25 protein-coding genes and 1 pseudogene are annotated in these 23,857 nt (G+C 48.3%); 23 read left to right on the top strand and 3 right to left on the bottom strand.

The window, feature by feature from the left end; translation table 11 throughout:
• Positions 1-198: 198 nt before the first annotated feature.
• The 6 genes from MKX75_RS27835 (at position 199) to nikE (ending at position 6,907) form a co-directional block, all read left to right on the top strand.
• Entirely contained in the window at positions 199-1,140 is a 942-nt protein-coding gene (locus MKX75_RS27835; protein WP_339167654.1) for a 1,4-beta-xylanase, read from the top strand.
• Between the two features lie 296 nt (positions 1,141-1,436).
• Entirely contained in the window at positions 1,437-3,071 is a 1,635-nt protein-coding gene (gene nikA, locus MKX75_RS27830) for a nickel ABC transporter substrate-binding protein (protein ID WP_339167653.1), read from the top strand.
• 248 nt (positions 3,072-3,319) lie between these two features.
• On the top strand, positions 3,320-4,264 hold the full coding sequence (gene nikB / locus MKX75_RS27825; RefSeq protein WP_339167652.1) for a nickel ABC transporter permease subunit NikB: 945 nt from the start codon (positions 3,320-3,322) through the stop codon (positions 4,262-4,264).
• A complete protein-coding gene (gene nikC, locus MKX75_RS27820) occupies positions 4,261-5,091 on the top strand; it encodes a nickel ABC transporter permease subunit NikC (protein ID WP_339167651.1) in 831 nt (276 codons plus the stop codon). The genes nikB and nikC overlap by 4 nt, the downstream gene beginning before the upstream one ends.
• 38 nt (positions 5,092-5,129) lie before the next feature.
• Entirely contained in the window at positions 5,130-5,936 is an 807-nt protein-coding gene (locus tag MKX75_RS27815) for an ABC transporter ATP-binding protein (RefSeq protein WP_339170624.1), read from the top strand.
• Positions 5,937-6,097: 161 nt separating this feature from the next.
• Positions 6,098-6,907: a nickel import ATP-binding protein NikE gene (gene nikE, locus MKX75_RS27810; protein WP_339167650.1), complete on the top strand. Its 810-nt coding sequence runs from the start codon at positions 6,098-6,100 to the stop codon at positions 6,905-6,907.
• A gap of 192 nt (positions 6,908-7,099) precedes the next feature.
• Here nikE and MKX75_RS27805 read toward each other — a convergent pair whose 3' ends face one another.
• Positions 7,100-7,678, bottom strand: coding sequence for an NAD(P)H-dependent oxidoreductase (locus MKX75_RS27805; protein ID WP_264930887.1), 579 nt, complete (start codon positions 7,676-7,678; stop codon positions 7,100-7,102).
• A gap of 370 nt (positions 7,679-8,048) precedes the next feature.
• Positions 8,049-8,639: a TetR/AcrR family transcriptional regulator gene (locus tag MKX75_RS27800; RefSeq protein WP_145149732.1), complete on the bottom strand. Its 591-nt coding sequence runs from the start codon at positions 8,637-8,639 to the stop codon at positions 8,049-8,051.
• 160 nt (positions 8,640-8,799) lie between these two features.
• Here MKX75_RS27800 and MKX75_RS27795 point away from each other — a divergent pair, with 160 nt between their 5' ends.
• From MKX75_RS27795 to MKX75_RS27740, 12 genes are all read left to right on the top strand, one after another.
• A complete protein-coding gene (locus MKX75_RS27795) occupies positions 8,800-9,783 on the top strand; it encodes an aminoglycoside phosphotransferase family protein (protein ID WP_339167648.1) in 984 nt (327 codons plus the stop codon).
• A gap of 18 nt (positions 9,784-9,801) precedes the next feature.
• A complete protein-coding gene (locus MKX75_RS27790; protein WP_339167646.1) occupies positions 9,802-10,800 on the top strand; it encodes a glycosyltransferase in 999 nt (332 codons plus the stop codon).
• A gap of 53 nt (positions 10,801-10,853) precedes the next feature.
• On the top strand, positions 10,854-11,138 hold the full coding sequence (locus MKX75_RS27785) for a hypothetical protein (RefSeq protein ID WP_339167644.1): 285 nt from the start codon (positions 10,854-10,856) through the stop codon (positions 11,136-11,138).
• A 113-nt stretch (positions 11,139-11,251) separates the two neighbouring features.
• A complete protein-coding gene (locus tag MKX75_RS27780; protein ID WP_017691697.1) occupies positions 11,252-11,413 on the top strand; it encodes a hypothetical protein in 162 nt (53 codons plus the stop codon).
• Positions 11,414-11,511: 98 nt separating this feature from the next.
• Positions 11,512-13,593, top strand: a complete 2,082-nt coding sequence (locus MKX75_RS27775) for an ABC-F family ATP-binding cassette domain-containing protein (protein WP_339167643.1) — start codon at positions 11,512-11,514, stop codon at positions 13,591-13,593.
• A gap of 269 nt (positions 13,594-13,862) precedes the next feature.
• Positions 13,863-14,330 (top strand): hypothetical protein, encoded by a 468-nt coding sequence (locus MKX75_RS27770; protein ID WP_339167642.1) that lies wholly within the window; start codon positions 13,863-13,865, stop codon positions 14,328-14,330.
• The gene (locus MKX75_RS27765; protein WP_036671603.1) at positions 14,330-14,614 is read left to right on the top strand and encodes a hypothetical protein; all 285 of its coding nucleotides are present in this window, start codon (positions 14,330-14,332) and stop codon (positions 14,612-14,614) included. The genes MKX75_RS27770 and MKX75_RS27765 overlap by 1 nt, the downstream gene beginning before the upstream one ends.
• A 4-nt stretch (positions 14,615-14,618) precedes the next feature.
• A complete protein-coding gene (locus MKX75_RS27760) occupies positions 14,619-16,019 on the top strand; it encodes a glutathionylspermidine synthase family protein (protein ID WP_339167640.1) in 1,401 nt (466 codons plus the stop codon).
• Complete coding sequence (locus MKX75_RS27755) at positions 16,001-16,405, top strand: DUF350 domain-containing protein (RefSeq protein ID WP_339167639.1); 405 nt, start codon at positions 16,001-16,003, stop codon at positions 16,403-16,405. The genes MKX75_RS27760 and MKX75_RS27755 overlap by 19 nt, the downstream gene beginning before the upstream one ends.
• A gap of 57 nt (positions 16,406-16,462) precedes the next feature.
• Positions 16,463-17,410: a nucleoside hydrolase gene (locus MKX75_RS27750; RefSeq protein WP_339167638.1), complete on the top strand. Its 948-nt coding sequence runs from the start codon at positions 16,463-16,465 to the stop codon at positions 17,408-17,410.
• Between the two features lie 159 nt (positions 17,411-17,569).
• On the top strand, positions 17,570-17,899 hold the full coding sequence (locus MKX75_RS27745; protein WP_017691704.1) for a PadR family transcriptional regulator: 330 nt from the start codon (positions 17,570-17,572) through the stop codon (positions 17,897-17,899).
• A 6-nt stretch (positions 17,900-17,905) separates the two neighbouring features.
• A complete protein-coding gene (locus MKX75_RS27740) occupies positions 17,906-18,883 on the top strand; it encodes a permease prefix domain 1-containing protein (RefSeq protein WP_076333792.1) in 978 nt (325 codons plus the stop codon).
• A 70-nt stretch (positions 18,884-18,953) separates the two neighbouring features.
• Here MKX75_RS27740 and MKX75_RS27735 read toward each other — a convergent pair whose 3' ends face one another.
• Positions 18,954-19,421 carry a heme-degrading domain-containing protein gene (locus MKX75_RS27735; RefSeq protein ID WP_339167635.1) on the bottom strand — a complete coding sequence of 156 codons (468 nt, stop codon included), beginning with the start codon at positions 19,419-19,421 and terminating at the stop codon, positions 18,954-18,956.
• A 240-nt stretch (positions 19,422-19,661) separates the two neighbouring features.
• Between MKX75_RS27735 and lspA the strand changes: the two genes are divergently transcribed.
• The 5 genes and pseudogenes from lspA to MKX75_RS27710 form a co-directional block, all read left to right on the top strand.
• On the top strand, positions 19,662-20,153 hold the full coding sequence (gene lspA / locus MKX75_RS27730; RefSeq protein WP_133386230.1) for a signal peptidase II: 492 nt from the start codon (positions 19,662-19,664) through the stop codon (positions 20,151-20,153).
• Between the two features lie 449 nt (positions 20,154-20,602).
• The gene (locus MKX75_RS27725) at positions 20,603-21,841 is read left to right on the top strand and encodes an extracellular solute-binding protein (RefSeq protein ID WP_254847982.1); all 1,239 of its coding nucleotides are present in this window, start codon (positions 20,603-20,605) and stop codon (positions 21,839-21,841) included.
• 24 nt (positions 21,842-21,865) lie between these two features.
• A complete protein-coding gene (locus MKX75_RS27720) occupies positions 21,866-22,732 on the top strand; it encodes a sugar ABC transporter permease (RefSeq protein WP_036606633.1) in 867 nt (288 codons plus the stop codon).
• A complete protein-coding gene (locus MKX75_RS27715) occupies positions 22,732-23,559 on the top strand; it encodes a carbohydrate ABC transporter permease (RefSeq protein WP_076333790.1) in 828 nt (275 codons plus the stop codon). Before MKX75_RS27720 ends, MKX75_RS27715 begins: the two co-directional genes overlap by 1 nt.
• A 14-nt stretch (positions 23,560-23,573) precedes the next feature.
• Positions 23,574-23,777: pseudogene (locus tag MKX75_RS27710) on the top strand (ABC transporter permease subunit); the annotation flags it as partial.
• Positions 23,778-23,857 lie beyond the last annotated feature (80 nt).

The following is a 23,857-nucleotide window of genomic DNA, read 5'->3' as shown; positions in this document are numbered from 1 at the left end:
CAATAACGGAGAGTGCAGAACCAATCTGAAGAAGCGAAGTGGTCGCATTTATCTCCGGATTTCTCCCTTGTATAAAAGGATTGATAGAAATCTGGGGATAACGGCGATCGGAAGATGGTACTGCAATCGTAGTGAAAATGTATATAGTAGGTCATTCTTTTTTCATTAAGTGAACAGAAATATTGGGGAGCTATGCATATGGATTATATCAAGGGATTTACATTTGGCTGGATGAGTGGCAGGGGAGACTTCCGCAAGCCGGAAGCCAAAGAATCCTTGCGTCTGATGGCTGAACGTACAGGCAGTTCTCATGTTATTTTTGCTCTGGCGGCACATCAGGATCATCCACAGGCGGTAGAGGTCAAGTATCGTGGTGCACATCTGGTAGAGGATGATGAACTGGTGGACATGATGCGATATGCTCGTACACTCGGGTTGCGTGTCATTCTGAAACCAACCGTCAACTGTACCGATGGCACATGGCGTGCACACATTAACTTTTTTGATATCGATGTGCCGTGTGAGCCGAAGTGGAAGGATTGGTTCCGCAGCTACACAGCATTTCAGAAGCATTATGCAGCGATTGCAGAGCAGGAAAAGTGTGAGATGTTCATCGTAGGCTGTGAGATGGTGCAGTCCGAGCGTCGGGATCAAGAGTGGCGCGAGGTGATCGCCGGTGTGCGTGAAGTGTACACGGGACTGGTGTCATACAACACGGACAAATATCAGGAAGGTCATGTGAACTGGTGGGATGCCGTGGATGTCATCTCTTCCAGTGGTTACTATCCCATCGGAGATTGGGAGGCACAGCTGGATCGAATTGAGCAGGCGATTGCTCCTTATGGCAAACCCTTTTTCTTCGCAGAAGCAGGCTGCCCCAGCCGCAATGGATCAGCCCAGGTACCAAACGATTGGGGATTAGCAGGTGAAGTGAATGCTGAAGAACAGGAGCGTTTCTATGAAGCGATGTTCCGACATGTCAGTCAGCGTGACTGGGTACGCGGATTCGGTCTGTGGGACTGGAGCGCGCATCTACACGCGGAGAAGGATGCCCTGACCGATGACGGATATGGAGTTTACGGCAAGCCAGCGGAGCAGGTCATTCGTCGGTTCTATGAGGGCGTCACTGTAGACGTTTAAACGAGAAACAAGAAGGCGTATATGAAGCTGGATTTCAGTAATATATCTGCATATGTACTTTCGTGATTTCCATGCTGTGAGCAAGGAATAGCAAATTATTGTTGAGCTTATTTTTGCAGTTGTGATTCATATTCAGGTCGAGAGGCTCTTCCTCCTACAGGAAGGGCTTTTTCGGCATATTTAGTAGTGATACATACAATGTCGAATTTTGTTGACAAAAGGAGGGCTCCTGCCTATTCTTAATGGATGAATATGATAATCATTATCATAAAATAGAGAAAAGGGGTTCAACATCCATGTCTGTACAACATCGCAAATCTTCGGCCCTCACGTTGGCAACTATGCTCTTGTTGCTATTCGTTATCGTGGGTTGCAGCAATACAGGAAGTGGAGATGAATCCTCATCTGCTGCTTCGGATCAAACATCAACGAAGTCGATTACGATGTCATGGCCACGTGATATCGGTACAATGAATCCGCACACGTACAATCCTTCGCAATTATTTGCCCAATCCATGCTCTATGAGCCGCTAATCAGTTACCAGAAGGACGGAAAACTGGAACCTGCTCTGGCAGAATCATGGACCATCTCCGATGACGGCAAAGTATATACATTCAAGCTTCGCCAAGGTGTGAAATTCTCAGATGGTACGCCATTTAATGCTGAGATCGTGAAAAAGAACTTTGACGCTGTAATGAAAAATAAAGATACACATAGCTGGCTGGGCATTGTAGGTGTGCTCGACAAGACCGAGGTTGTGGACGATCAGACCTTCCGCATGACACTCACAGAGCCGTATTATCCTGTGCTTCAGGACTTGTCGGTGGTTCGTCCTTTCCGCTTCCTGGGTGAAGCTGGATTCCCGGATGACGGAGATACATCCCAAGGCATCAAAGAGCCGGTTGGAACGGGCCCGTGGATGCTGGCTGAATACAAGCAGGACGAATATGCCGTCTTCAAGCGTAACCCGAACTATTGGGGAACAGCACCGAAGGTAGATCAGATTACGGTCAAAATCATTCCTGACGGTGAAACCCGTGTACTCGCTTTTGAAAAAGGCGATCTCGACTTGATCTATGGTGAAGGTGTGATCAGTCTGGATGCGTTCCAACAGCTGCGTGACAATGATGAATATGTGACTCAATTGTCTGATCCGGTGGGTACTCGCAGTCTGTTGCTGAATTCTTCCAATCCTAAGCTGTCCGATGTCAGAGTACGGATGGCGCTTCAGCAAGGGTTTAACAAACAGGCGATGGTGGAAGGCGTGACTTCCGGTTTGGAAGACCCAGCCGATACCGTGTTGTCCAAAAACTATCCATACACCAATGTAGACCTGGAACCGATCACGTATGACGTGGAGAAATCCAAAGCTTTACTGGATGAAGCGGGCTGGAAACTGCCTGCAGGTGGTACGGTTCGTGAGAAAGACGGTCAGCAGCTTGATTTCGAGATGATTTTTGACAAGACAGACCCGATTCAGAAAGCGATGGCTGAGACCATTCAGGCGGAATGGAGCGAGCTTGGGGTTAAAGTAAACCTCACTGGGCTGGAACTGACGGTACAGATCAAGCGTTTGAAAGCCAATGATTTCGACCTGTATTTCTGGTATAACTACGGTGCTCCATATGATCCACATTCCTTCATTAACGTTGTGGCGAGCCCTGGATTCGGGATTTCCGAGACCTTGAGTGCGTTGCCGATGAAAAAGGAACTGGACGATCAGGTGCATGCAGCACTGTCATCTACAGACGAGACGAAACGCCAGGAGCTGTATGGCTCTATCTTGAAAACACTTCAGGAGCAATCGGCGATCGTACCGATCTCTTATATTAAGAAAACGGCTGTATATCAGAAGAAAATCTCCAACTTTATTTTCCCGGCGAACCGTGATGAAAATCCGTTTGTAGGAATTGAATTGGGCAATCAATAATTTGTATAAGTTCAACTAAAGAATGTTTACACGTGCCACTCCGATGACAGAATAACCTTCCGATCGCTGTTATCCCCAGATTTTTTTGATTCCCTTTCTAAAGGGAAAATCCGGTGATAAAGGCGAACGCTACGCTTCTTCAGGTTTTTTCTGTCCTCTCCGTTCTCGTGTAAAAAAATTAGTTGAACTTATATAGTGATTTCAAGAGTAATAAGCTCATGTAGCTTGAGAACAGGGAGGAATGTTCAGTGATCGGTTATATTGGTAAACGAATGATCGCGATCATTCCTATCGTTTTTATCGCTACACTCGTTACCTTTGCGCTTATTCATATTTCACCGGTTGATCCGGCCGAGGCTTATCTTACAGCCGCTCACATCTATCCGACACCGGAGCTGCTTGCGCAAAAACGGCATGAGTTCGGTCTGGATCAGCCTTTGTTAACCCAATATGCGCATACGATTCAGAAGATTGCCAAGCTCGACTTTGGCACTTCATATCTCACCAACAAACCCGTATGGGACGAAGTGAAATTAAGGCTTCCGGCTACGGCTGAGCTCGCCTTCTGGAGTATGTTGTTATCGGTTTTTGTAAGTATTCCTTTGGGAATACTGGCGGCGGTGTATAAGAATAGCTGGATTGACATGGTCAGCCGTGCGATTTCCTATTTTGGAGCATCTATTCCGCAGTTCTGGCTCGGTTACCTGCTGATCTTCTTTTTCGCAGTGAAATTGGACTGGCTGCCTGTGGAGGGGCGTGGATCGTGGGAGAATCTGGTTCTGCCTACGATTACACTTTCCTTGATTCTTATTGCGGTCTACACCCGATTGTTGCGTTCCAGTGTACTGGAGCAATTGCAGGAGACATATGTACAGTACGCGAGAACACGCGGGATTCGCGAACGAGTCATTATGCTGAAACATGTCCTGAAGATCGCTATATCGCCCCTCATTACGGGGATGGGGATGAGTATGGGCAAGCTGCTCACAGGAACCATTATTGTGGAGCAAGTGTTTTCCTGGCCTGGGTTCGGACGATACTTTGTCGATGCGATATTTAACCGGGATATCCCTGTTATTCAATGTTATGTCTTCCTGGCGGCATGCCTGTTCATCGTATGCAATCTGCTCGTTGATCTGGTGCAACTCGTTATGGACCCACGGATTTCAGCGAAAGGACGGGCAGAACATTGATAAACAAATGGCGTGCGGTATTTAAAGGACAGAGAGCCATCCAGATCTGCTCGGTGATTATATTGCTTTTCTTCGTGATAGCACTACTTGCTCCATGGATTGCTCCTCATGACCCTGTGAAGGTAAATCTGTTGCAGAAGCTGGCGAGTCCATCGCTGGAGCATTGGCTCGGAACGGATCATCTGGGACGCGACAATCTCACCAGACTGATGTATGGAGCGCGGGTGTCGCTCGGATTTGCCACCCTGATCTTTCTGTCTTCTTTGCTCATAGGTGTCATTGTAGGTTCAATCTCCGGTTACCTTGGTGGCTGGGTGGACAGTCTGTTGATGCGCTTGTGTGAAGGCATTATGGCGTTTCCGAATCTGGTGCTTGTGCTGGGTATTGTGGGGATTTTTGGTCCAGGTCTGATGCAGGTGCTTCTGGCCCTCATGATGGTGCAGTGGGTATATTATGCACGTATCTGCCGGAACATGGTCGTTAGTCTGAAGGAACGGAACTTCATTGCGGCGGCGCGGGTTAGCGGCTCTTCTTCGTGGACGATTATCCGCAAACATATCATCCCCAACGTGCAGCGTCCGATCGTTGTGATGGGTACGCTGGAGATGGGATGGGCGATTATGGATATATCTGCTCTGTCATTCCTAGGACTCGGTATTCAACCACCAAATGCAGAATGGGGAGCCATGATTCATGAAGGAACAGGTTACATTCGCAGTCATCCGGAGTTGATGATCTACCCAGGTGTATTGATTCTGCTGGTAGTCATTACGTTTAACATTTTGGGAGAAGCGTTATCTGAACGTTATGGCATTGCAAAAAGGTAGTGAGTCGGAACCAAAGTCATATGGAGGTGAACGTAACGATGGATGATGCAGCGAAGGTACTCGAAGTTCGTGGTCTGCAAGTGAATCTTAGAACAGCAGAGGGTTCAGTCCCGTTACTGGAGCCCATTGATTTTGAATTAAAAAAAGGTCGTGTCTTCGGTCTGGTCGGCGAGAGTGGCAGTGGTAAGACCGTTACGTGTAACGCGCTGCTTCACCTGCTTGATCCGCGCAGGATGGAGGTAACGGGTAGCATCCGTCTGAATGGATGGGAGCTTGGCTCGTTGTCAGGTGAGGAGATGCGACGCATCCGAGGCAAGGAAATCGGATTTATTATGCAGAATCCGATGAATGCTTTTACACCCGTATATACGATTGGATCTCAATTCATTGAAACCTTGCGTACGCATACGGGAATGTCCAAAGCAGCTGCCTGGGAGCGGGCTATTGCTGCCTTGGCAGATATGAACCTGCCCGAGCCGGCCAAGCTGATGAAACGATACCCCTTCCAACTGAGTGGCGGTATGTTGCAGCGGGTGATGATCGCCATATCGATGTGCCTGCGACCCGCCTTGGTTATTGCTGATGAACCAACGACGGCACTGGATGTCGTAAATCAGTTCAAGGTGCTTCAGGAATTGGATCGGCTACGTACAGAATATGGCACATCCATTTTGCTCATCTCCCATGATCTGGGCGTGATCTCACAAATGGCGGATGAAGTCGCGGTCATGCAGAAGGGTCGAATTGTGGAGCAGGCGGATGTGTACCAACTGTTCGATCACCCGCAGCATGAGTATACACGGATGTTGTTAAATGCCAGACCCAGTATGTCTTTGAGACGATAGCGAATGACATGTGGGATGGATCGTTCAATGAGAGTATATGTAGAGCGGGTATGAACTGTATTTTGAGTGAGCAGTCGTAGAGATGGAATTGGCATGGTGAGGTGTAATTTCATTTTCTTCAGAGATTGCTTCTGCCAAGTAGAAGAGAGGAGGATGACCTGATGCTTCAGGTACGTGAAGTAAGCCATAGCTATGGCAAACGCAATTGGCTGGATCGTTCGGGAGCGCGTCCTCCTGTGCTGGCAGATATCTCACTTACAATTGAAAAGGGTGTATGTCTGGGACTGCTGGGTACAAGTGGAGCAGGTAAAAGTACTTTGGGCAAAATTATTCTTGGTCTGGAGAAGCCCAGTCAGGGTCAGGTTTTATTTCAGGGTCAGGATATCTACCAATCCAGTAAACCCGTGCTTAAGGGATTACGACGTGATCTGCAGGTCGTGTTCCAGGACTGTTATTCGGCTGTGAATCCGCTTATGACTGCCGCGCAGATCATTGGGGAGCCGCTGGATAACTACGAGCGTTTGTCAGCCAAAGAACAACTTCGTGTGGTTGGACAACTGCTTGAGCAGGTTGGACTTACACCTGAGGATGCAAATAAGCTTCCGCACCAGTTCAGCGGCGGGCAATTACAGAGGGTCAACATCGCACGAGCTATCGCGCTCAAGCCAAAGTTAATCGTACTGGACGAGTCGATCAGCAGCCTGGATATGGTGCACCAGACGCAAATCCTATCCTTACTGGGAGAGTTAAGAGCATCCTACGGGTTGTCGTACCTCTTTATCACGCATGACATTCGTGCCGCCATGACCATCTGTGACCGCATTGCCGTGATGGATCAGGGAAGGCTGGTCTATAGCGGTGATGCCGGGGATTCAGTAATGCAGTCGGAACATCCGGCTGTGCGGCAGTTGGTATCGTCCATTTTGCCTGAGCATCCCTCGGGTCGTATTTCATTTGGGTCGTTTAGGTAATGCGTTGCTTGTAAGGTTGCGGGATCGTGTACATAACGCGTCCACGATTCGTTACATTGCAGATCTGTAGGATTTGAAGCTAATAGCGTATGTGCAGTTCGTTAGACCATAACGAACGTAACAAAGGGGTGTCCCGTCTTGAACATGACGTAGGGACATCCCTTTTTTGTTTAAAATAGGAAGTTTTCTTTCTTACCCCATCTTCCGCCCAAGATGTTCGATCTTATCCAGCCAATTCTTTCTCTGTTCTTCGGACTTTTTACCAACTTGATCTACAGTTGTTATCCGAACAGGTTTGATGCCAGTGAGTCCAAATGTGGAGATTTTCATCATTTTGTGTGCGGGCTCACCCTGGAACCACTTGAAGTACCAACTCGGACCATCCATCGTGGTGATCATGCGAGCGGTGCGGCCTTTGAGCAGTTGATCCGGGAAAGGTTTTCCTTTTTGATACTTGAAGGCGTAACCTGGCATGAAGATTCGGTCAATGAAACCTTTCAGTAGGGCAGGTGGTCCTCCCCACCAAATTGGGAATACCCATACAAGATGCTCGGCCCACTTGATCGCTTCTTGGGCTTGTAACAAATCGGGTTCAAGCGGAAGTTTATTACGATATCCTCCTTCCAGATTCATGTTGAACGCGAGTTCGTTCAGGGTGATCATGCGAACGTCTGCACCAGCTTGAACCGCACCTTTACGGTAAGCCTCGGCGATTGCGCCGTTATAACTGGGTGAGACGGGATTGCCTTGAATAATTAATATTTTTTTCATAGAAGATGACACGTCCTGACTATTTTAGTTAATGAACACTAACCTCATGTGCAAAAAGAAAAGGTCACGTATGACCCGGTGATCCATCTGTATATCCTGATGGTATGCTGACGATTCTCTTTTAGAAGTTGTTCAAAAAGTCCGCTTTTGATTACGAATCATGCCTAGCGGCATCATCAGCATCGAATATGGGATTCAGCCGAAATGTCCGTTGCTCACGTAGTTTTCTCTACGCTCCGCTACTCCATTTCTATCTTCATCCCATCTTCTCGGCACTGAAAACCAGACTTTTTGAACACGCACTTATATTAACGTGCAACTCTGAACATTTTTGGAATTCTGCATGGCCGAATGGCTTCCATCTCCATCGTTACTCTTGGGGTAAGTGCCCCAACATCGATGCAAGTCGGTGAACAGTCTCGCCCGTATAAGGTACCAACAGCTCCGGTAGCTCACCTTGCATACTGGAGACCGCCATGCGTGTAATTGCACCGATCACCAGAACGGCTGTAAGCCTTGAATCCTGCTGAGGCAGTTCGCCCCGCATCATTCCCTGATCGATGAGATCCATTAACGCATCCAACGGCTGACGGTAATCCTCGCTGCTTCCAGCTTCAATGAATATTTCGTGATTCTGTGAAATCAGCAGCAGCCCGTAGGGATCTTCATCATGCAGATGGAGAACCTCGGTAACCAGTTGCTTGAAGCGTTCCAGTACCGGACCTTCCTGTCGAACATACCCGTCAATCAGTGAGGTATAGTCCGCGCAGTATTGGGTGAAGGCTTCCAGGGCAACGGCATCTTTGTTTTTAAAATGTTTGTAGATCGCCGCATCGGTTACTCCGGCGGCGTCACCGATCTCTTTGACGGATATGCCGTCAACGCCTTTGGTTGCGAACAAGCGCATCGCCGCTTGTAGGATATCTTTCTTTTTGCTATCCACATGAGATTTGTTCTTCATGATTTTATAGTAAGTGATTACTAACCAAAATGCAACAAGCAATTTGGAAACTCTACATTGAGATCCTGAATAAGCGCTTACGACCAAAGCTTGCAGGCTTGTGAGTGGCAACGTATGATGAATAGAAATCAACATCGGAGCAGCAGGAAGAACGAAATGGATGGTGGCTAGCGTGAACGAAGAGATGAATGCATACAGCTGGGTGACGCCCGAAGGGATGCTGAATGATCAATATATAACAAGCCGCGAACAATTGTATCAAGGAATGAACGGACGATATGTGGAGCGATTCACTGTTCCTACCGGTGAAAGTTATATTTTTAAACCGCTGACGAATCCTGCACAGCACGGACGGGAACGATGGATGTACGAGCGTGTGATGTCTGGCTTACCACCGATCTATCCGCAGCTTATTGCAGCGTCGGATCTTACCATTGCACCTGCACAGAGCTGGATGATCTACGAGGATCTGGGGCAACTGGTGCATGATTCGCAAGAAGCGACGATGCTCGGCGCAGCGGCACATATGGCAGCGTGGCATGCGTTGCCTGTTACGGATTGGAGCGAACTGCCTCGCGTAGGCCAGAAACCGTCCATTCACACGATGCTGGATGAGTTGCAAATGCATAGGCAATTTACCGATGAACTGTTATCCAGATTGGATATGAAGCTATCCGCATCCGATTGGGACAAGATTGCCACGTTGATTCTCACAGCTGAGGAGCAACTTCCAACTGTTCTGTGTCACGGAGACCTGCATCCCGGAAATATGGCGGATGTGGACGGCAGACTGGTCATCTTGGACTGGGAGCATGCCCATCTGAATACGCCGCTGTGGGATATATATCACCTAGTTGATCTCTCGCATCCGCTGTTTCCCAGAACGGTTACGCCTGCATTGCGAGAGCGGGTTATGGATGTTTATTTGGACAAACTGGGGAGCCTGGGCGTACAGATTGAACGGGTTTCTTTTGCAGAATGGTACGACGCCTATGCTATTGTATTTTCGCTCTGGATGCTGCGTTTGATTGACGGTGACCTGAGGAGTGAGGAATGTGTGTGGCCGAAGGAACAGCTGCGGAACCAATGGCTTGAGACGGCAGCAACGCTGGAACAGTGCATGAAGCACATGGGTGAGGAATAGAAATGAGGGGTGAGAAGCTTGCGTAAAGTCGGACTTGTTATGCGTAAAATTCAATTCACGGAAGCTCAGGGGCCACGCGTATTTGCGGATCGACTGAAGCAGATTGGTCTGGAGCTGGGCGTGGATATTGTGTTCATCTCGCCGGAGCGTCATGTCAGCGGATACGACTGGTTACCAGGGTATGAGCATGAGAAAGGTGACCTGGTGAACTACGATATCGTGCTGGACCAGATTCATAGCCAAAATATAGAGCATGTCATCTACACCGTATCCGGGTTTACGTTTTTGAAGATGTTTTTACCGAAGAGTGTATTGTTTCCGCATAGTTTCCCTGATCCCGCACTGACGGGATATGAGATGATGAAGCCATTTTATACGATGGTGGATAAAGCGATTGTACAGACCGAGTTTTTGAAAACAGAACTGGGCCGCAATTTCGGCGTACATGACGTGAACGTCATCCCGATTGGTTTTAGCGAAGAGATGGCGAATCGGCACTATGACCCGAGCCAGGTTGTGCATAATCGGGTGCTCTGGATCGGTCGGGATGAGGCGAACCGTCGCCCGGATCTAGTTTTGGAATATGCTCGGCAGAACCCGGACAAGGAAGTATATATGGTGTTTGGCGGTGTACGCTATAAGGAAACCATGAAGAAGTACGACATTCCTTCCAACGTGAAGCTGAAGTTTGCGCTCACGCAGGATGAGATATTTACGTTGATGAATTCTGCGAAGGTGTATTGGAGCTGCTCGGCCTTTGATACGTTTGCGATGCCTCTGACGGAAGCGATGGCGATGGGCAAAATGGTTGTGAAGCCGGAGCATGCCTGCTACGGTCACATTCGATCCACGCATGCCTTTGCAGGCAACGAGGATAACTGGTTTGAACTGGTGAACATGGCTGCGGCTGCGCCGCGCAGTGTGTCAGAAGACAACCGGGAGTATGCGTTTGGTGCTTTTTCGCGGACGAAGATGAAAGAAGGGTACCGGAACTTTTTCTCAGATTGGTTGAAGTAACGTAAGGTCTGTAATACAGGGCTTGATCCATCCAGCAACAGGAGGGGAACCTTATGGAAGTACTGATCTTGTGGACATTGGGAATGTGGGCGGTGCAGCTGCTGATTGAATGGCTTATCTACCGGATGCAAGGACGTCGATTGACGTGGGTTCAATATATCTTGCCATGTGTGGCCTTGCTCGGCGGTGCCGTCGTAATCATGATCAGCATTGATATGGGTGGGTGGAACGGCATCGGATATGCCCTGCTCGGCGTATCACTGGGTACCGCGGGAATGTTAACACTCATTACGGTGGCGATCAGGGATGTGGTGCTTCGACGACGGGGCAGGAATTAAGCGGGATAATGAAACTACTGTACAGTATGATAGAATTGGGCGAAGGGATGGTTGCATGAACGCAACCGTCTGTGATATATTGACATTAATTATGACAAGGGAGGTGAAGACAGGTGAATCACGAGATGCTTAACAACCGTATTAGCCAGCTGCCGATTGCTATGGCTGGCATTGTTCATACTTTTCTGACCAACGGGAGAAGTCTGTCCAATTTTGAATATACGGAAGTTAACATTTGCGAGAAGATGCCTGCCTTGACCTCATTCGGACGATAAGCGATATTGCTTGAATTCTGAAGGGCCGCGGAGCTAACCTCCTGCGGCTCTTTTTGTGTTGCGGTCAGGATCTTCCATACCATAGGAGGAACCTTATTATGATGATGATTAGCGCGCAACAACTGACTCAATACCACGGAGCACATCTGGTGCTGGACGGCATTACGTTTGAAATTATGGAAGGCGACAAGGTCGCCCTGATCGGCCGCAACGGAAGCGGAAAGACAACACTTATGCGCCTGATGGCAAGACTAAACAAGCCGGATGAAGGGCAATTGATGATAAAGAAAGATACACGAATGGGATATGTGGCTCAGGTTCCGGAAGGATTGGATGACCGTACCGTTCTGGATGTACTGAGTCTTGGATTCAAGGAGCTTATGATATGTCGCACGCAAATGAAGGAAATGGAGCAGCAGATGTCCGATCCGGCATGCGCGGCAGACCCTAATCAATTAGAGCGCCTGTTGAAACGCTATGCGGCGCTGCAAGACCAGTTCGAGCGTGAGGGTGGATACGAAATGGATGCCCGGATTGATCAGGTGGCGGACGGTCTAGATATCGCCAAGGCACACTATGGTTGGCGCTTTGGTTCCCTGTCCGGTGGGGAGCAGACTCGGGTCGTGCTGGCTTCACAGCTAATCGTAAGACCCGACCTGTTATTGCTGGATGAGCCAACGAACCATCTTGATCTGGAGCGGGTCGAGTGGCTGGAAGGATTTTTACGAGAATACCCCGGTACCATTGTTCTGATCTCGCATGATCGCTATTTTCTGGATCGGGTAGTGAATCGAACACTGGAGCTGGAGGATGGAGAAGCGGAAACATCTGCTGGCGGTTATACGGAATATATGAAAGTGAAGGAACAACGGCTATTGCAGCAATTCGAGGAGTTCAAGGAGCAACAGAAGGTTATCAAAAAAATGAAAGAAACGATCCGCCAACTTGAGGAATGGGGTCGTGTGGGTGGCAATGAAAAGTTCTTTCGGCGGGCCGCTTCCATGCGCAAGGCGCTGGAGCGGATGGAACAGGTGAAGCGTCCTGTACTGGAGCGCCGCAATGCCGAGTTCGATGTGCGTCCTACCGATCGAACGGGTAAACGGGTAGCGATATTGGAACAGGTCGAGAAGAGCTATGGTGAGCGTGAAATCCTGCGCGGAATCTCGGGTCTGCTGGAATATGGAGATAAAATTGCACTCATTGGCCGCAATGGTTCCGGCAAGACGACCTTATTCAAGCTGTTGCTTGGTGACGAGCAGCCCAATGCGGGCAAGCTGGAGTGGGGGGCGCGTGTGGATGTGGGGTATTTGGCTCAACAGGAGGAACCCACGAATCCAAAGCTGAACGTACTCGAATACTTCCGTCTGGAAGCAGGCGTGGAGGAAGGAGAGGCTCGCGGAATTCTGGCCCGATATCTGTTCTATGGAGCGGATGTATTCCGCTCTGTCGGGCAATTATCTGGCGGGGAATGGACGCGCCTGCGGCTGGCACTGTTGGTGCAACGTAAACCTAATGTACTGCTGCTCGATGAGCCGACGAACCATCTGGATATCGCATCGAGAGAAGCGCTGGAAGAGTCGCTGGTTGATTTTGAAGGTACCGTACTTGCCATCTCACATGATCGGTACTTCGTCAATCGCCTCGCTTCCCGTGTCTGGGAACTGGAGGACGGACAGATGACCGCTTATCTGGGAGACTATGAGGCGTATCGCGAGAAGAAGCTTGATTTGCAAGCTCGTTCGGCGGCGGCGACTCAGGCTACAGCAGGAGTGGGAATTTCTTCTCGTGGGAACGCCAAGTCAGAGATGAAGTCAGGTTTAACGTCTGCGTCGAGTGGGACTACCAGATCAGGGAAGAAACCAGAAGCAATCTCGACAATGAACGGTTCCACTGTTGCGGCTATCGATGGAAGTCGAGATCATGAAGCTTCTACTGAATCAGGTAAGGCGTTAACTCCTTCGGCAACAGCTGCATCGAAACATAGAAACGGCAATGGCAATCAACACTCTGCGGAGAAGCTGGAACAAATTCTGGCTCGTCTTGAGGCACAGATTCAGGTGTTAGATCAACAGTTGGAAGTTGTGCAAAACAATCCGCTTGAACTGGAACAAATATGGAATGATCGCGAGCAATTGTCCGCTGAATATAATGATGTTTTGGCCCAGTGGGCTGAGTTATAAGTCAGAATGGCATGAGCATAAGATCAAACAAGTGTGGTCGGAGAGTCTTCTCCGGCCTTTTTGAACTGGATTGCGTACCAAAAGTAGAAAACAGTATGTTATTTCCTGCTTCGTTAATCGGAGAATGAAGGTAGCCAACATGTTCTTTATTACATGTCATGGGGAATAGTGTAACTTTTTACCTCCCCATGCGTTAAATACGTTTGTATGAATTGAAACGGCTCACCTAAGAGCTCGCAAAAAGGGAGGTTATCGGTATCTATTATTCATTGACGTATCGGAGTTGGTCGGATGATCGACAGGCGGAGACGGGGGTGCTGGAACAGGCTTCAGTCACGCGAGATGAACTTTTCATGCGCAAACTGGTGGATGCCACCTTGGTGAAAAACAAACTCTGGGCGCATCTGTCCAATGAATGCCAGGATGGGCGGGAACATGCAGTATATGTGACGGCGTATGACCAACAGATGCCGGATGAGTACGGTGCAGCCATTGCGGATGCTGCGCTGGCGATGTGCAAAATGTCTTCCATGTACAGTGCTGAGTATATGTTGTGGAATGGACGTTCATTTCAGGAGTTGGAACTCACAGTATCCTCCACCTATACGATGGAGCTTGCCGAGCAACTGCTGGACCATTACATGGTTCGCGGTGGCAAGACGTATGAGTTCCTGTATTCCGTGCTGGATGCGGATCGCAAGAAAGTGTTGTTTTATATGAAAGAGGTGGATCTGTAATGAGTGACCAAGAGCGGGGGCAAGCATCGAAACCCGGTTCAAAAGCGAAGCTGGTTGCGTTCTCCCTGATGCTGGCGGTACCTGCCGTGTTATCCGGTTGTGGCAGCAACAATGATGAATGTGACCCGGAGTATGATACCGGATGTGAATATGATTCCAGCAGTGGGCACTATTACTACGGCGGGTCGTCGTATCGAAGCAATAAGGACAGTAACAGCTCCTATAGCAAATCCAAGTCCAAATCAAGCGGCTTCGGTAGTTTCTTCCGCAGTTCGGGAGGATAACCGGATGAGGCAAGTGATTCAACTGCCGTTTAGTCACGAAGAGGTATTTCAGGGCGAAACGGAACAACAGATTCCATACCATCGAATGTACGGGAAGCAATATTGTGTGCCTGCATTGACGGTCTATTCTCCCTCGGAGGTACAAGAGCTGCGCACCGCAGCCGAGGCGGTAGACGGCATTTACTGTAAAGTGATGCGATTTATCCAGCAATACATGCCGGATTCTTTTTTGGAGCATCAGTTGGGTATCCATCCCGGGCTTATTCCGACGGCACGTATGGAGATGGTAACTGGAGGCATTACCCGTCAGGACTGGATTATTGGAGAAGCTGGACCCAAGTGTATTGAAAATAATACGGACACCCCCACGGGTATACCGGAGGCCGCTGCATTGGAAGGTATTCTGGTAAGTCTTGCTGAGGATGTCGCGTTGACTGTACCATCTGCCGAGATGGATACACGTATTCGGGAGTGTTTCAGGATATGGCTGGAATTCTATGCAGAGCAGGGATTGCAGGGTCCGGTGACGTTTACTTCTTTTGGCGAACATGTCGAAGATCGTACAAATACGGAATATCTCACGAGACGGTGTCAGGAAGCGGGATACGAAGTTTTCTATGCCCCACTGGAGGAACTGGAGATTGTTCCGGGTGAGGCGCTTTACCATAGGGGGCGGGAGATCAACCTGCTGTACCGTCTCTATCCATTGGAGTATCTTATCGATGATCGGGATGAGACGACAGGAGTGGAAATTGGCGTAGCCCTGCTTGATCTTGTACGGGAGGGACGACTGGGCCTGATGAATCCCGTTCAGCATGTACTGATGCAGAGCAAAGGCTTCATGGCGGCAATCTGGTCGCTCTACGAGCGGAACGAGCAAACTCCGGAATATTGCGGGTTTACCCTCTTTGATGAAGCAGAAATGGACGTGATTTCCCGATATCTGCTGCCCACCTATTTTTCGGCGGAGCCTTTCGAGCTGAACGCCATACCATATGTAGCCAAGAGTTATTGGGGGCGCGAAGGCAGAGGAACTCTTTTGCTGGATGGAGGAACGAACAATGCCTTTGGAAAGCAGGATATGGAGCATCCTCTAAACGATGCGCTGGAATCCAATCTTGCAACTGGAGCGACAGAAGAGGATGAAGAGATTACAGCTTATTACGAAAATCAGCCCAAGATCTATCAGCAGCTGGTGCCGATGGAACAGGCCGTGATTGAGACGGAAGATGGAGCGTACAGCGGTTATCTGCTTACAGGGGTGTTTGTTATCGGTGGGCGTTTGGCTGGGTTGTTACCACGGATCGGGGAGAAAGTAACTGGAGATATGGCCTATTATTGCGCGGCTACGGTTCGTGAACGGATGAATGATGAGGAGGAAAAGGAATGGAGAACTTGGGATTAAACCTCGTGAATGTGGCGGTGGGTGTAGGCATTCTGCTGGTGGTATTGGTGTGTGGATATTTCGCTTTTAGCAAATTGACCCGGTATAACGATAGTGAGGAAATCGCCAAAGGTAACGAGGCGGCAGGTATGTATATGGGCAGCAAATTGCTGGGACTATGTATTATTGTAGGGATGGTATCTTTCTCAACGCATTCGTGGTTGGATATGCTGCTGTGGTCGGCGTTTGGAATTATTATTCTGTGCCTGGTCTATATTATATTTGATTTCCTGATTCCAAAAATGCGGGTGTGTGACGAAATCGCACGAGGCAATATGGCGGTAGCGCAACTGCTGCGTTCAATTATCATCGGCGTTTCCATCGTCATTGGTACATTTTTGATGTAAAATAAGACATAGTGTTTTATAGAGTTTACTATCAAATGGAAGAAGGAGCGCGGCATCATGAGAAGAGTCATCATCGATACAGATACAGCAGGAGACGATACGATTGCGATCCTGACGGCATTGCACCACTTTCAGGTGGAAGGCATCACCATTACGGGCGGTAACGTACAATTCGACCAGGAGGTTGAAAATGCCCTGTACACGGTACAGGTTGCTGGACATGGCGGCAAGGTGCCTGTATATAAAGGTTGCGAGCGTCCGCTAATGGCCTATGGAAAGGCTCAGCACCGGACAGTGGAAGATGTGCATGGCGATGATGGTATGGGCGGCGCGCATTTCCCGAAGGCAGATCAGCGTCCCGAGAGCGGGCATGCGGTTGATTTTATCATTGAGAAGGTGCACGCACATCCGGGTGAAATTGAACTTCTGGCGATTGCCCCGCTGACCAATATTGCAATGGCGATCCAGAAGGACCCAACCATTATTCCGGAGATTGCTCACCTGTACATTATGGGCGGAACGAATAACGCACTGGGCAACATCACACCGGCGGCGGAGTATAACTTCTACGTGGACCCGGAAGCGGCGAAAATTGTACTGCATGCGGGCATTCCAATCACGATGGTTGGCTGGGAGATGTGCACGCAATATTCAGTCATGGACGATGACGATCATGCAGAGATTGCAGCTCTTGGTACATCGGGTGCCGATTTCTTCACCGCAATCAACAAAGTGGTTATGCAGTTCAACAAGTCGGTACATAAACTCAATGGCACCACTCATCCCGATACGTTGCTGATGGCTGTTGCGGCAGATGAATCCATCATGACCAAGTCGGGTCAATATTATGTGGATGTGGAAGCGGCAGGAGAACTGACACGCGGATACAGTGTGGTGGATATCAACGGGCGTTTTGGCAAAGAGCCGAATGTATGTGTCTGTGAGGCGATTGATCGGCCCAAATTCAAATCCATGCTGCTGGACGTTCTGTCAGCGATCCAATAAACGCAGGAATTTAACTGCAGGAAAAGAAGAAAATCCGTACCTATTCCAGGTACGGATTTTTTATTGCCCATTTTTGGCATAACTACTTCACCTGTCGTAGTAAATTGTGCTATACTTCAACTACTACGACAGATGAAGTAATGAGGAGGAGTATCTTTTGTGATCAGCAGTGACGTTATACGTGGCTACAATGATACGCTGATCCTCTACATGCTGCTCGAAGGGGAGTCGTATGGCTACGAGATTTCCAAGAACATCAGGCAGCTAACAGAGGAAAAGTACGTCATGAAGGAGACGACATTATACTCGGCCTTCACCCGATTGGAGAAGAACGGTTATATTGAATCGTTTTACCTGGATGAGAATAGTTTGGGAAAGCGTCGTACCTATTACCGGATTACGCCGCCCGGCCTCGACTATTACAGAGAAAAGTGTGAGGAATGGAAGGTTACGCAGGAGGTTGTTAATCTATTTATCAGGGAGTTGTGACGGAACATGGAGACAATTATGGTGTATCTGGAGAACATGTTTGCTGGTCTACCGAAGACACCCGAGGTGGAGCATCTGAAGCGGGAGCTCCTTTCGGGGATGGAAGATAAGTATCTGGAATTGAAGCGGGAAGGCAAGTCGGAGAATGAAGCCATCGGCATTGTAATCTCAGAATTCGGTAACATCGAGGAGCTAACTGCGGAACTCGGTATTCAGCCTGTTAGTACGGAAGAGGCAGTGCCTGTGCTGACGGAAGAAGAAGCCTACGCATATACCACTGCCAAAAGAAATGCCGGCTTTTGGATCGGGCTGGGTGTTTTATTGTGCGCGTCGGGTGTGGCGTTTCTGATTTTCATGGATACCTTGTTTGAGAACTATGCCACTTCAGCTGCAAATCGTTCGGTGGAAACGGGGGCTGTACTGGGCCTGATCGGCATGTTCGTGCTGATTGCGATTGCGGTAGGCATGTTCATTCACAGTGGCATGAAGCTTGAACGCTTCAGTCATATGGAGAAGAGCTTCCAGCTTCCTTATACACTTAAAATGAGTATTCAGCATAGTCGGGAGAGCTTCGCTCTGACTTATCGTGTAGCCATCATCACGGGTGTCTGCCTGTGCATTCTGTCTCCTGTGTTTATTTTCGCAGCCTCCTCTATTAATGATAACTACGCCTCTTATGGTGTATCTGCTTTTATGATCATGGCTGGGGTAGGAGTATTCCTATTTGTATATTACGGTAATATTCAGGGGGCTTACACGAACTTGCTGGAGAAGCACCAGTTGACGGCAGAGAAGAAGCAAGAGGTAAAGGTTGTGAGAGCCGTGGAAGCGATTGTATGGCCGTTGGCGACAGCCATCTTCTTGTTCACAGGCTTTGTATATCAGCGGTGGGATATCAATTGGGCCATATTTCCGATTACAGGCATTCTCTCCGGCAGCTTTAGCAATGTGTACCATATTATGAAAAGCAAAAATCCGTCCTGAGCATGCTGCTTTAGCTAGTAAAGCCCACTTGATCTATATTGATCAGGTGGGCTTTTTTGCTCCATTTAATCTAACCTTGCTGCAACAAAAACGAGCGAATTCCTGTCGTGACCAGATCATGGTCTTCCTCATCAGGCAAACCTGATACCGTAATGGTACCGACCTGTCCCTCATTTTCTAAAATTAGCGGGAAAGCGCCACCAGCCAGCACATAGTCAGATGAAAGCAGATTAAAATCCTGTTCAAGCGTCTGGTTTTCGCTTCTCAACCGCAGAGCCGTGTGCCAAGAGCTGGATGAGAAATGATTCACTACGTTGTTCTTGCGGCGAATCCAGTCTTCGTTGTCGGGATGAGTGCCTTCCATCGCATGCAAAAAGAGACGATGTCCCTTTAGGGTAATGTCGATGGTCACGGCTTGGGAACGACGCTTCGCTTCTTCGACCAGATGCAGGCCAAGGTTAAGCGCCGTTTCAGAATCAAATGTGCCAAATACCAAGTCCTTTTCTTCCTGCTGCATTTCCTTTAATTTCTCTGTCATGATCAGGTTCAAATTACAGGCAGCCCCTTTACATATATGATTGATGTCTACATTCGACATGGGTTGGTGCAGTACCTTCTGAATGCAGTCTGAACGATGTTAATGGACGTTATTTGCGTGGTTAAAGACCGTTCATTTGGAGACCGTACATCGGCTGTGTTAAAGTGATAGGAACCTAATATACTCAAAACTCTTAAAGTTAAAATAAGTTATCGCTAAGTAGGCAGGAGGAGAAGCACGATGCTGTTTTATTTTGTAGCACTGCTGGTGACTTTGGTGGATCAGGGAACCAAGATTGCAGTGAGGATGTATATGGAAGTTGGCGACGTCATGAGACTGGGTGACTCGGGCATGCAATTACAGCATTATGAGAACAGTGGCATGGCGGGCAGCATGTTTCAGGGAAATGCGCGCCTGTTCGGTGTGATCGCCGTTCTGTTCATAGCAGGCATGCTGTATTACCGGAGTAAAGGTGAGATTCGCGGTTTTTGGATGCAAGCTGGCGCGGGGTTCATGGTCGGCGGGGCTTTAGGAAATGCGATCGATCGATTTATCTATGCGCGGGTAACGGATTTCCTCGTGTTTCCGTCCGGACGCGGGATTTTGAATCTGGCTGATGTCGCAATTAACATTGGTGTGGTCATGATCATCATCGGCATGTTGATTCGTGCATATCAGAGTTATCGGGCCAAGCGTTTACGTAATGCACTGCCGAAGGTTGAGCGTTCGTAATAGGTTGGATAAAAGCGTTACAGTGGCTGAATATAAGCATATTAAATGAGGGACATTGGATATCATCCAGTGTCCTTTTAGTTATGTCCGATTCGGGTCATGGGAAGAACTGCCGTGATTCATTTTTACCGAAACCGTTTTAGAAATAATAAAGACTTATATCATTCATTCAGATTGAAGTCAGTTTGGAAGGATTAACCATATGGTTATTTCACCATTTGGATGGGTAAATCTTTACGTATATAAAGTGAAACTAAGATATACACAAACACGGAGAGTGCAGAACCAATCTGAAGAAGCGCAGCGTGCGTGTTTATCACCGGATTTTCCCTTAGAGGAAGGGAATCAAAAAAATCTGGGGATAACAACGATCGGAAGATGGTACTGCAATCGGAGTGACACTGTGTAAATCACATTAGTTCAATTTATTAAGCTGAGGGAGGTACAACATGAGAACAACGCTTACCAAGGCTCTCGGGACAATGTTGCTGTGTGGAATGATGGCTGTACTTCTATCTTCCTGTACCAGTGGGGATAGCGCGAATGGCAAAGTGCAGATTGAATTTTTCCAGAACAAGCCTGAAGCCAAAACAACCTTTGATGAATTAATTAAAACGTTTAATGCAGAGCATGATGATATTCAGGTCACTCAGGTGAATCCACCAGATGCAGAGACCGTACTGAAGACGCGTGTCGTCAAAAATGATATACCGGATATTATGGCCATGGGGGCAACCGACACGTATTCGATCCTGGCTCAGAGTGATATTTTCACCGATCTGACGGACAGCTCATTACTCCAGACGATTGATCCGAACTACATACAAATGCTCAAGGATCTCACAGGCATGGACGAAGTGACAGGTATTCCTTATGCAACAAATGCAAACGGCATCATGTACAACAAAACGTTGTTTAAGGAAATGGGGTTGGACGTGCCCAAGACGTGGGATGAACTCATTGCGACCGCCCAAAAGATTAAAGATGCAGGTGAGATTCCATTTTACTTCACATACAAGGATGACTGGCAGACGAGCCTTCCCTTCAATGCACTCGGCTCCAATCTGGTGGGTATTGATTTCTACCAAGAGCGGCGCAATGACAAAGTGACGTTCAAGGAGAAGTACCGCGAGGTAGCTGAGAAGCAGCTTGAACTCATGAAGTACGGTCATGGCGATAACTTTGGTAAAGCTTATTCGGACGGTAACCGTGCTTTTGCTAACGGTGAAGCCTTTATGTACATCCAGGGAACCTGGGCCATCTCGGAGATTCGCAAAGCGAACCCGAATGTAGACATCGGTTTCTTCCCATTCCCTACGGGCAATGATGCGAGCGAGATTAAGCTGGTGAACGGGATCGACTCCCTGTTTACCATTGCGGCGGACACGCCTAATCGCGAGCAGGCAGAGACGTTTATTGCGTTCCTGTTAAAGCCTGAAAATATCGGAAGGTACATTGATGAACAGACGCTATTCTCTGCGGTAGAAGATGTGAAGCAGGATGATCCTGCCGTACAGGAATTGATGCCTTATATTGAGCAGGGCAAGGTTGTTGACTTTGCTGATCACTATATTCCGGCTGCCGTGCAGTTGAATTCCATCGTACAGTCCTTTTTGCAGAACCAAAACATCGACAACTATCTAGATACACTCGACAAAGAATGGGACAAGGTTGCCAATCGGCGCTAAGCCTTGTCTGAAGGAGGATGGAATATGAACAAGCGTATCGCACCTTATTACTGGATGACGGTTCCGGCGGTAGTATTGTTCTTCGTATTTATGACACTGCCGGCCCTCCAGGGCATCTATTATTCATTTACGAATTATAACGGATTCGGGAAAGAGTATGATTTTGTTGGCTTCAAAAACTATTTCAACTTGTTCCAGGATGACAATGTAGGCAACGCCTACTGGTTTACGTTCAAATTTGCGATCGTGGTGACGATCCTGACCAATATTCTGAGCCTACTCATTGCACTCGGGCTGAATGCCAAGATCAAGTTCCGTAACTTTTTCCGCGGCATCTATTTCCTGCCCAATATTCTGAGTGTATTGATTGTAGGTTACATATTTAACTACCTGTTCTCCAACGTATTCCCGATCTGGGGACAAAATCTGGGCATTAATGCGCTATCCACGAACATACTCGGTAGCGAAAGTCTGGCTTGGATCGGTATCGTCATTGTTGCAGTGTGGCAATCGGTGGCCCTGAATACGATTCTGTATTTGGCTGGTCTGCAAACGATACCAACGACACTATACGAGGCATCCAATCTCGACGGTGCAGGCAAATGGCGTGAATTCTGGAGCATTACTTTCCCGCTGATTGCACCTTTCTTCACCATTAATATGGTGCTGGCGATGAAAAACTCACTTATGGTCTTCGACCAAATCGTAGCCTTGACCAACGGTGGTCCCGGACGGGCGACGCAGTCCATCTCCCATCTGATCTACACCGGCGGATTTGAAGGCGGCGAATATGCATATCAATCTGCGAACTCGGTTATTTACTTCATCGTTATTGCGGTGATTTCAATTCTGCAAATCCGGTTCCTGCAAAGAAGGGAGATGGATCTGTAATGAGAAGCCGTACACGAATCAATTGGCTCGTTATGCTACTCGTTGTACTGGGTACCCTGTTTATCCTGTTCCCATTGTATATGACCGTTACGATTGCTTTGAAAAATCCGGAGCAGATGGCCCAATCGGTCTTTGCCATTCCAACAACGCTTCACTGGGAGAATTTCGCGAGGGCTATCGACATGACGAATTTCTTCCAATCCTTCCGTAACAGTGCAATTGTGACCGCATCCACCGTGCTTTTGACGTTGCTCAGTAACTCGATGGTGGCCTATGCCATTGCGCGAAATATGGAGAAACGCAAGTTTTTCAAAGGACTCTATTATTACTTTGTCAGCGCCATGTTCATTCCGTTCCCGATCATCATGCTGCCGATCGTTAAGCTGACCGCATCGCTGGAGATGACGAATCTGGTAGGTCTCATCCTGTTGCACACGGTCTATGGTCTGGCATTTAACGTATTTGTGTACGTTGGATACATCCGGTCCATTCCGGTGGCGCTGGAGGAAGCGGCATTTGTGGATGGGGCGACAACTTGGGGCACGTTCTGGAAAATCATTTTCCCGCTCATGGCACCGATCAGTGCCACGGTTGGTATCCTGACCTGCCTATCGACGTACAACGACTTCTTGCTGCCACTCATTATTATCAGTGATCCGGGACAGTACACGCTGCCGCTGGTACAGTATGTATTCCAAGGACAGTTCAATACTGAGTTTAACCTTGCATTTGCATCCTACCTGCTCGCGTTGCTGCCAATGATTATCACCTACCTGTTTGCACAGAAGTGGATTATCAACGGGGTTACGCAAGGGTCTGTGAAATAACTGAAGGTGTGTTCGGATTCTACTACGCGCTTCCTCGAGAAGTGGAAGAAGCCGCAGTGATGGATGGTTGCTACGTGCATCGAATTTTCTTTCGGATTGTGCTGCCGATGACGTCTTCGGTCATTTCCACAACGGCGATCATCAACATGATCTATAACTGGAATGAATTTATCTTTGTTAATACGTTCATCAGCATAGATTCGTACAAGACCTTAACCGAAGGTCCTTCCATTACTTGCTTAAAAGCGAGTCGGGAGGGGCCTTTTTTTGTCTTCTAAAACCTCTGGTAGTTGTACGG

The sequence above is a fragment of the Paenibacillus sp. FSL R5-0341 genome (assembly GCF_037975235.1).
Lineage (GTDB): Bacteria > Bacillota > Bacilli > Paenibacillales > Paenibacillaceae > Paenibacillus > Paenibacillus amylolyticus_A.
Note: the sequence above shows the minus strand (reverse complement) of the source record. Positions and strands in the feature narration are given on the sequence as shown.

What these genes read in the sequence shown, in the direction of transcription:
- MKX75_RS27735 (WP_339167635.1), bottom strand. Translation starts at nt 19,421, where the DNA reads ATGACAGAGAAATTAAAGGAAATGCAGCAGGAAGAAAAGGACTTGGTA.
- MKX75_RS27760 (WP_339167640.1), top strand. Translation starts at nt 14,619, where the DNA reads ATGAGGCAAGTGATTCAACTGCCGTTTAGTCACGAAGAGGTATTTCAG.
- lspA (WP_133386230.1), top strand. Translation starts at nt 19,662, where the DNA reads ATGCTGTTTTATTTTGTAGCACTGCTGGTGACTTTGGTGGATCAGGGA.
- MKX75_RS27785 (WP_339167644.1), top strand. Translation starts at nt 10,854, where the DNA reads ATGGAAGTACTGATCTTGTGGACATTGGGAATGTGGGCGGTGCAGCTG.
- MKX75_RS27800 (WP_145149732.1), bottom strand. Translation starts at nt 8,639, where the DNA reads ATGAAGAACAAATCTCATGTGGATAGCAAAAAGAAAGATATCCTACAA.
- nikA (WP_339167653.1), top strand. Translation starts at nt 1,437, where the DNA reads ATGTCTGTACAACATCGCAAATCTTCGGCCCTCACGTTGGCAACTATG.
- MKX75_RS27725 (WP_254847982.1), top strand. Translation starts at nt 20,603, where the DNA reads ATGAGAACAACGCTTACCAAGGCTCTCGGGACAATGTTGCTGTGTGGA.
- MKX75_RS27815 (WP_339170624.1), top strand. Translation starts at nt 5,130, where the DNA reads ATGGATGATGCAGCGAAGGTACTCGAAGTTCGTGGTCTGCAAGTGAAT.
- MKX75_RS27775 (WP_339167643.1), top strand. Translation starts at nt 11,512, where the DNA reads ATGATGATGATTAGCGCGCAACAACTGACTCAATACCACGGAGCACAT.
- MKX75_RS27740 (WP_076333792.1), top strand. Translation starts at nt 17,906, where the DNA reads ATGGAGACAATTATGGTGTATCTGGAGAACATGTTTGCTGGTCTACCG.
- MKX75_RS27755 (WP_339167639.1), top strand. Translation starts at nt 16,001, where the DNA reads ATGGAGAACTTGGGATTAAACCTCGTGAATGTGGCGGTGGGTGTAGGC.
- nikE (WP_339167650.1), top strand. Translation starts at nt 6,098, where the DNA reads ATGCTTCAGGTACGTGAAGTAAGCCATAGCTATGGCAAACGCAATTGG.
- MKX75_RS27715 (WP_076333790.1), top strand. Translation starts at nt 22,732, where the DNA reads ATGAGAAGCCGTACACGAATCAATTGGCTCGTTATGCTACTCGTTGTA.
- MKX75_RS27835 (WP_339167654.1), top strand. Translation starts at nt 199, where the DNA reads ATGGATTATATCAAGGGATTTACATTTGGCTGGATGAGTGGCAGGGGA.
- MKX75_RS27795 (WP_339167648.1), top strand. Translation starts at nt 8,800, where the DNA reads ATGGTGGCTAGCGTGAACGAAGAGATGAATGCATACAGCTGGGTGACG.
- MKX75_RS27750 (WP_339167638.1), top strand. Translation starts at nt 16,463, where the DNA reads ATGAGAAGAGTCATCATCGATACAGATACAGCAGGAGACGATACGATT.
- MKX75_RS27720 (WP_036606633.1), top strand. Translation starts at nt 21,866, where the DNA reads ATGAACAAGCGTATCGCACCTTATTACTGGATGACGGTTCCGGCGGTA.
- MKX75_RS27805 (WP_264930887.1), bottom strand. Translation starts at nt 7,678, where the DNA reads ATGAAAAAAATATTAATTATTCAAGGCAATCCCGTCTCACCCAGTTAT.
- MKX75_RS27765 (WP_036671603.1), top strand. Translation starts at nt 14,330, where the DNA reads ATGAGTGACCAAGAGCGGGGGCAAGCATCGAAACCCGGTTCAAAAGCG.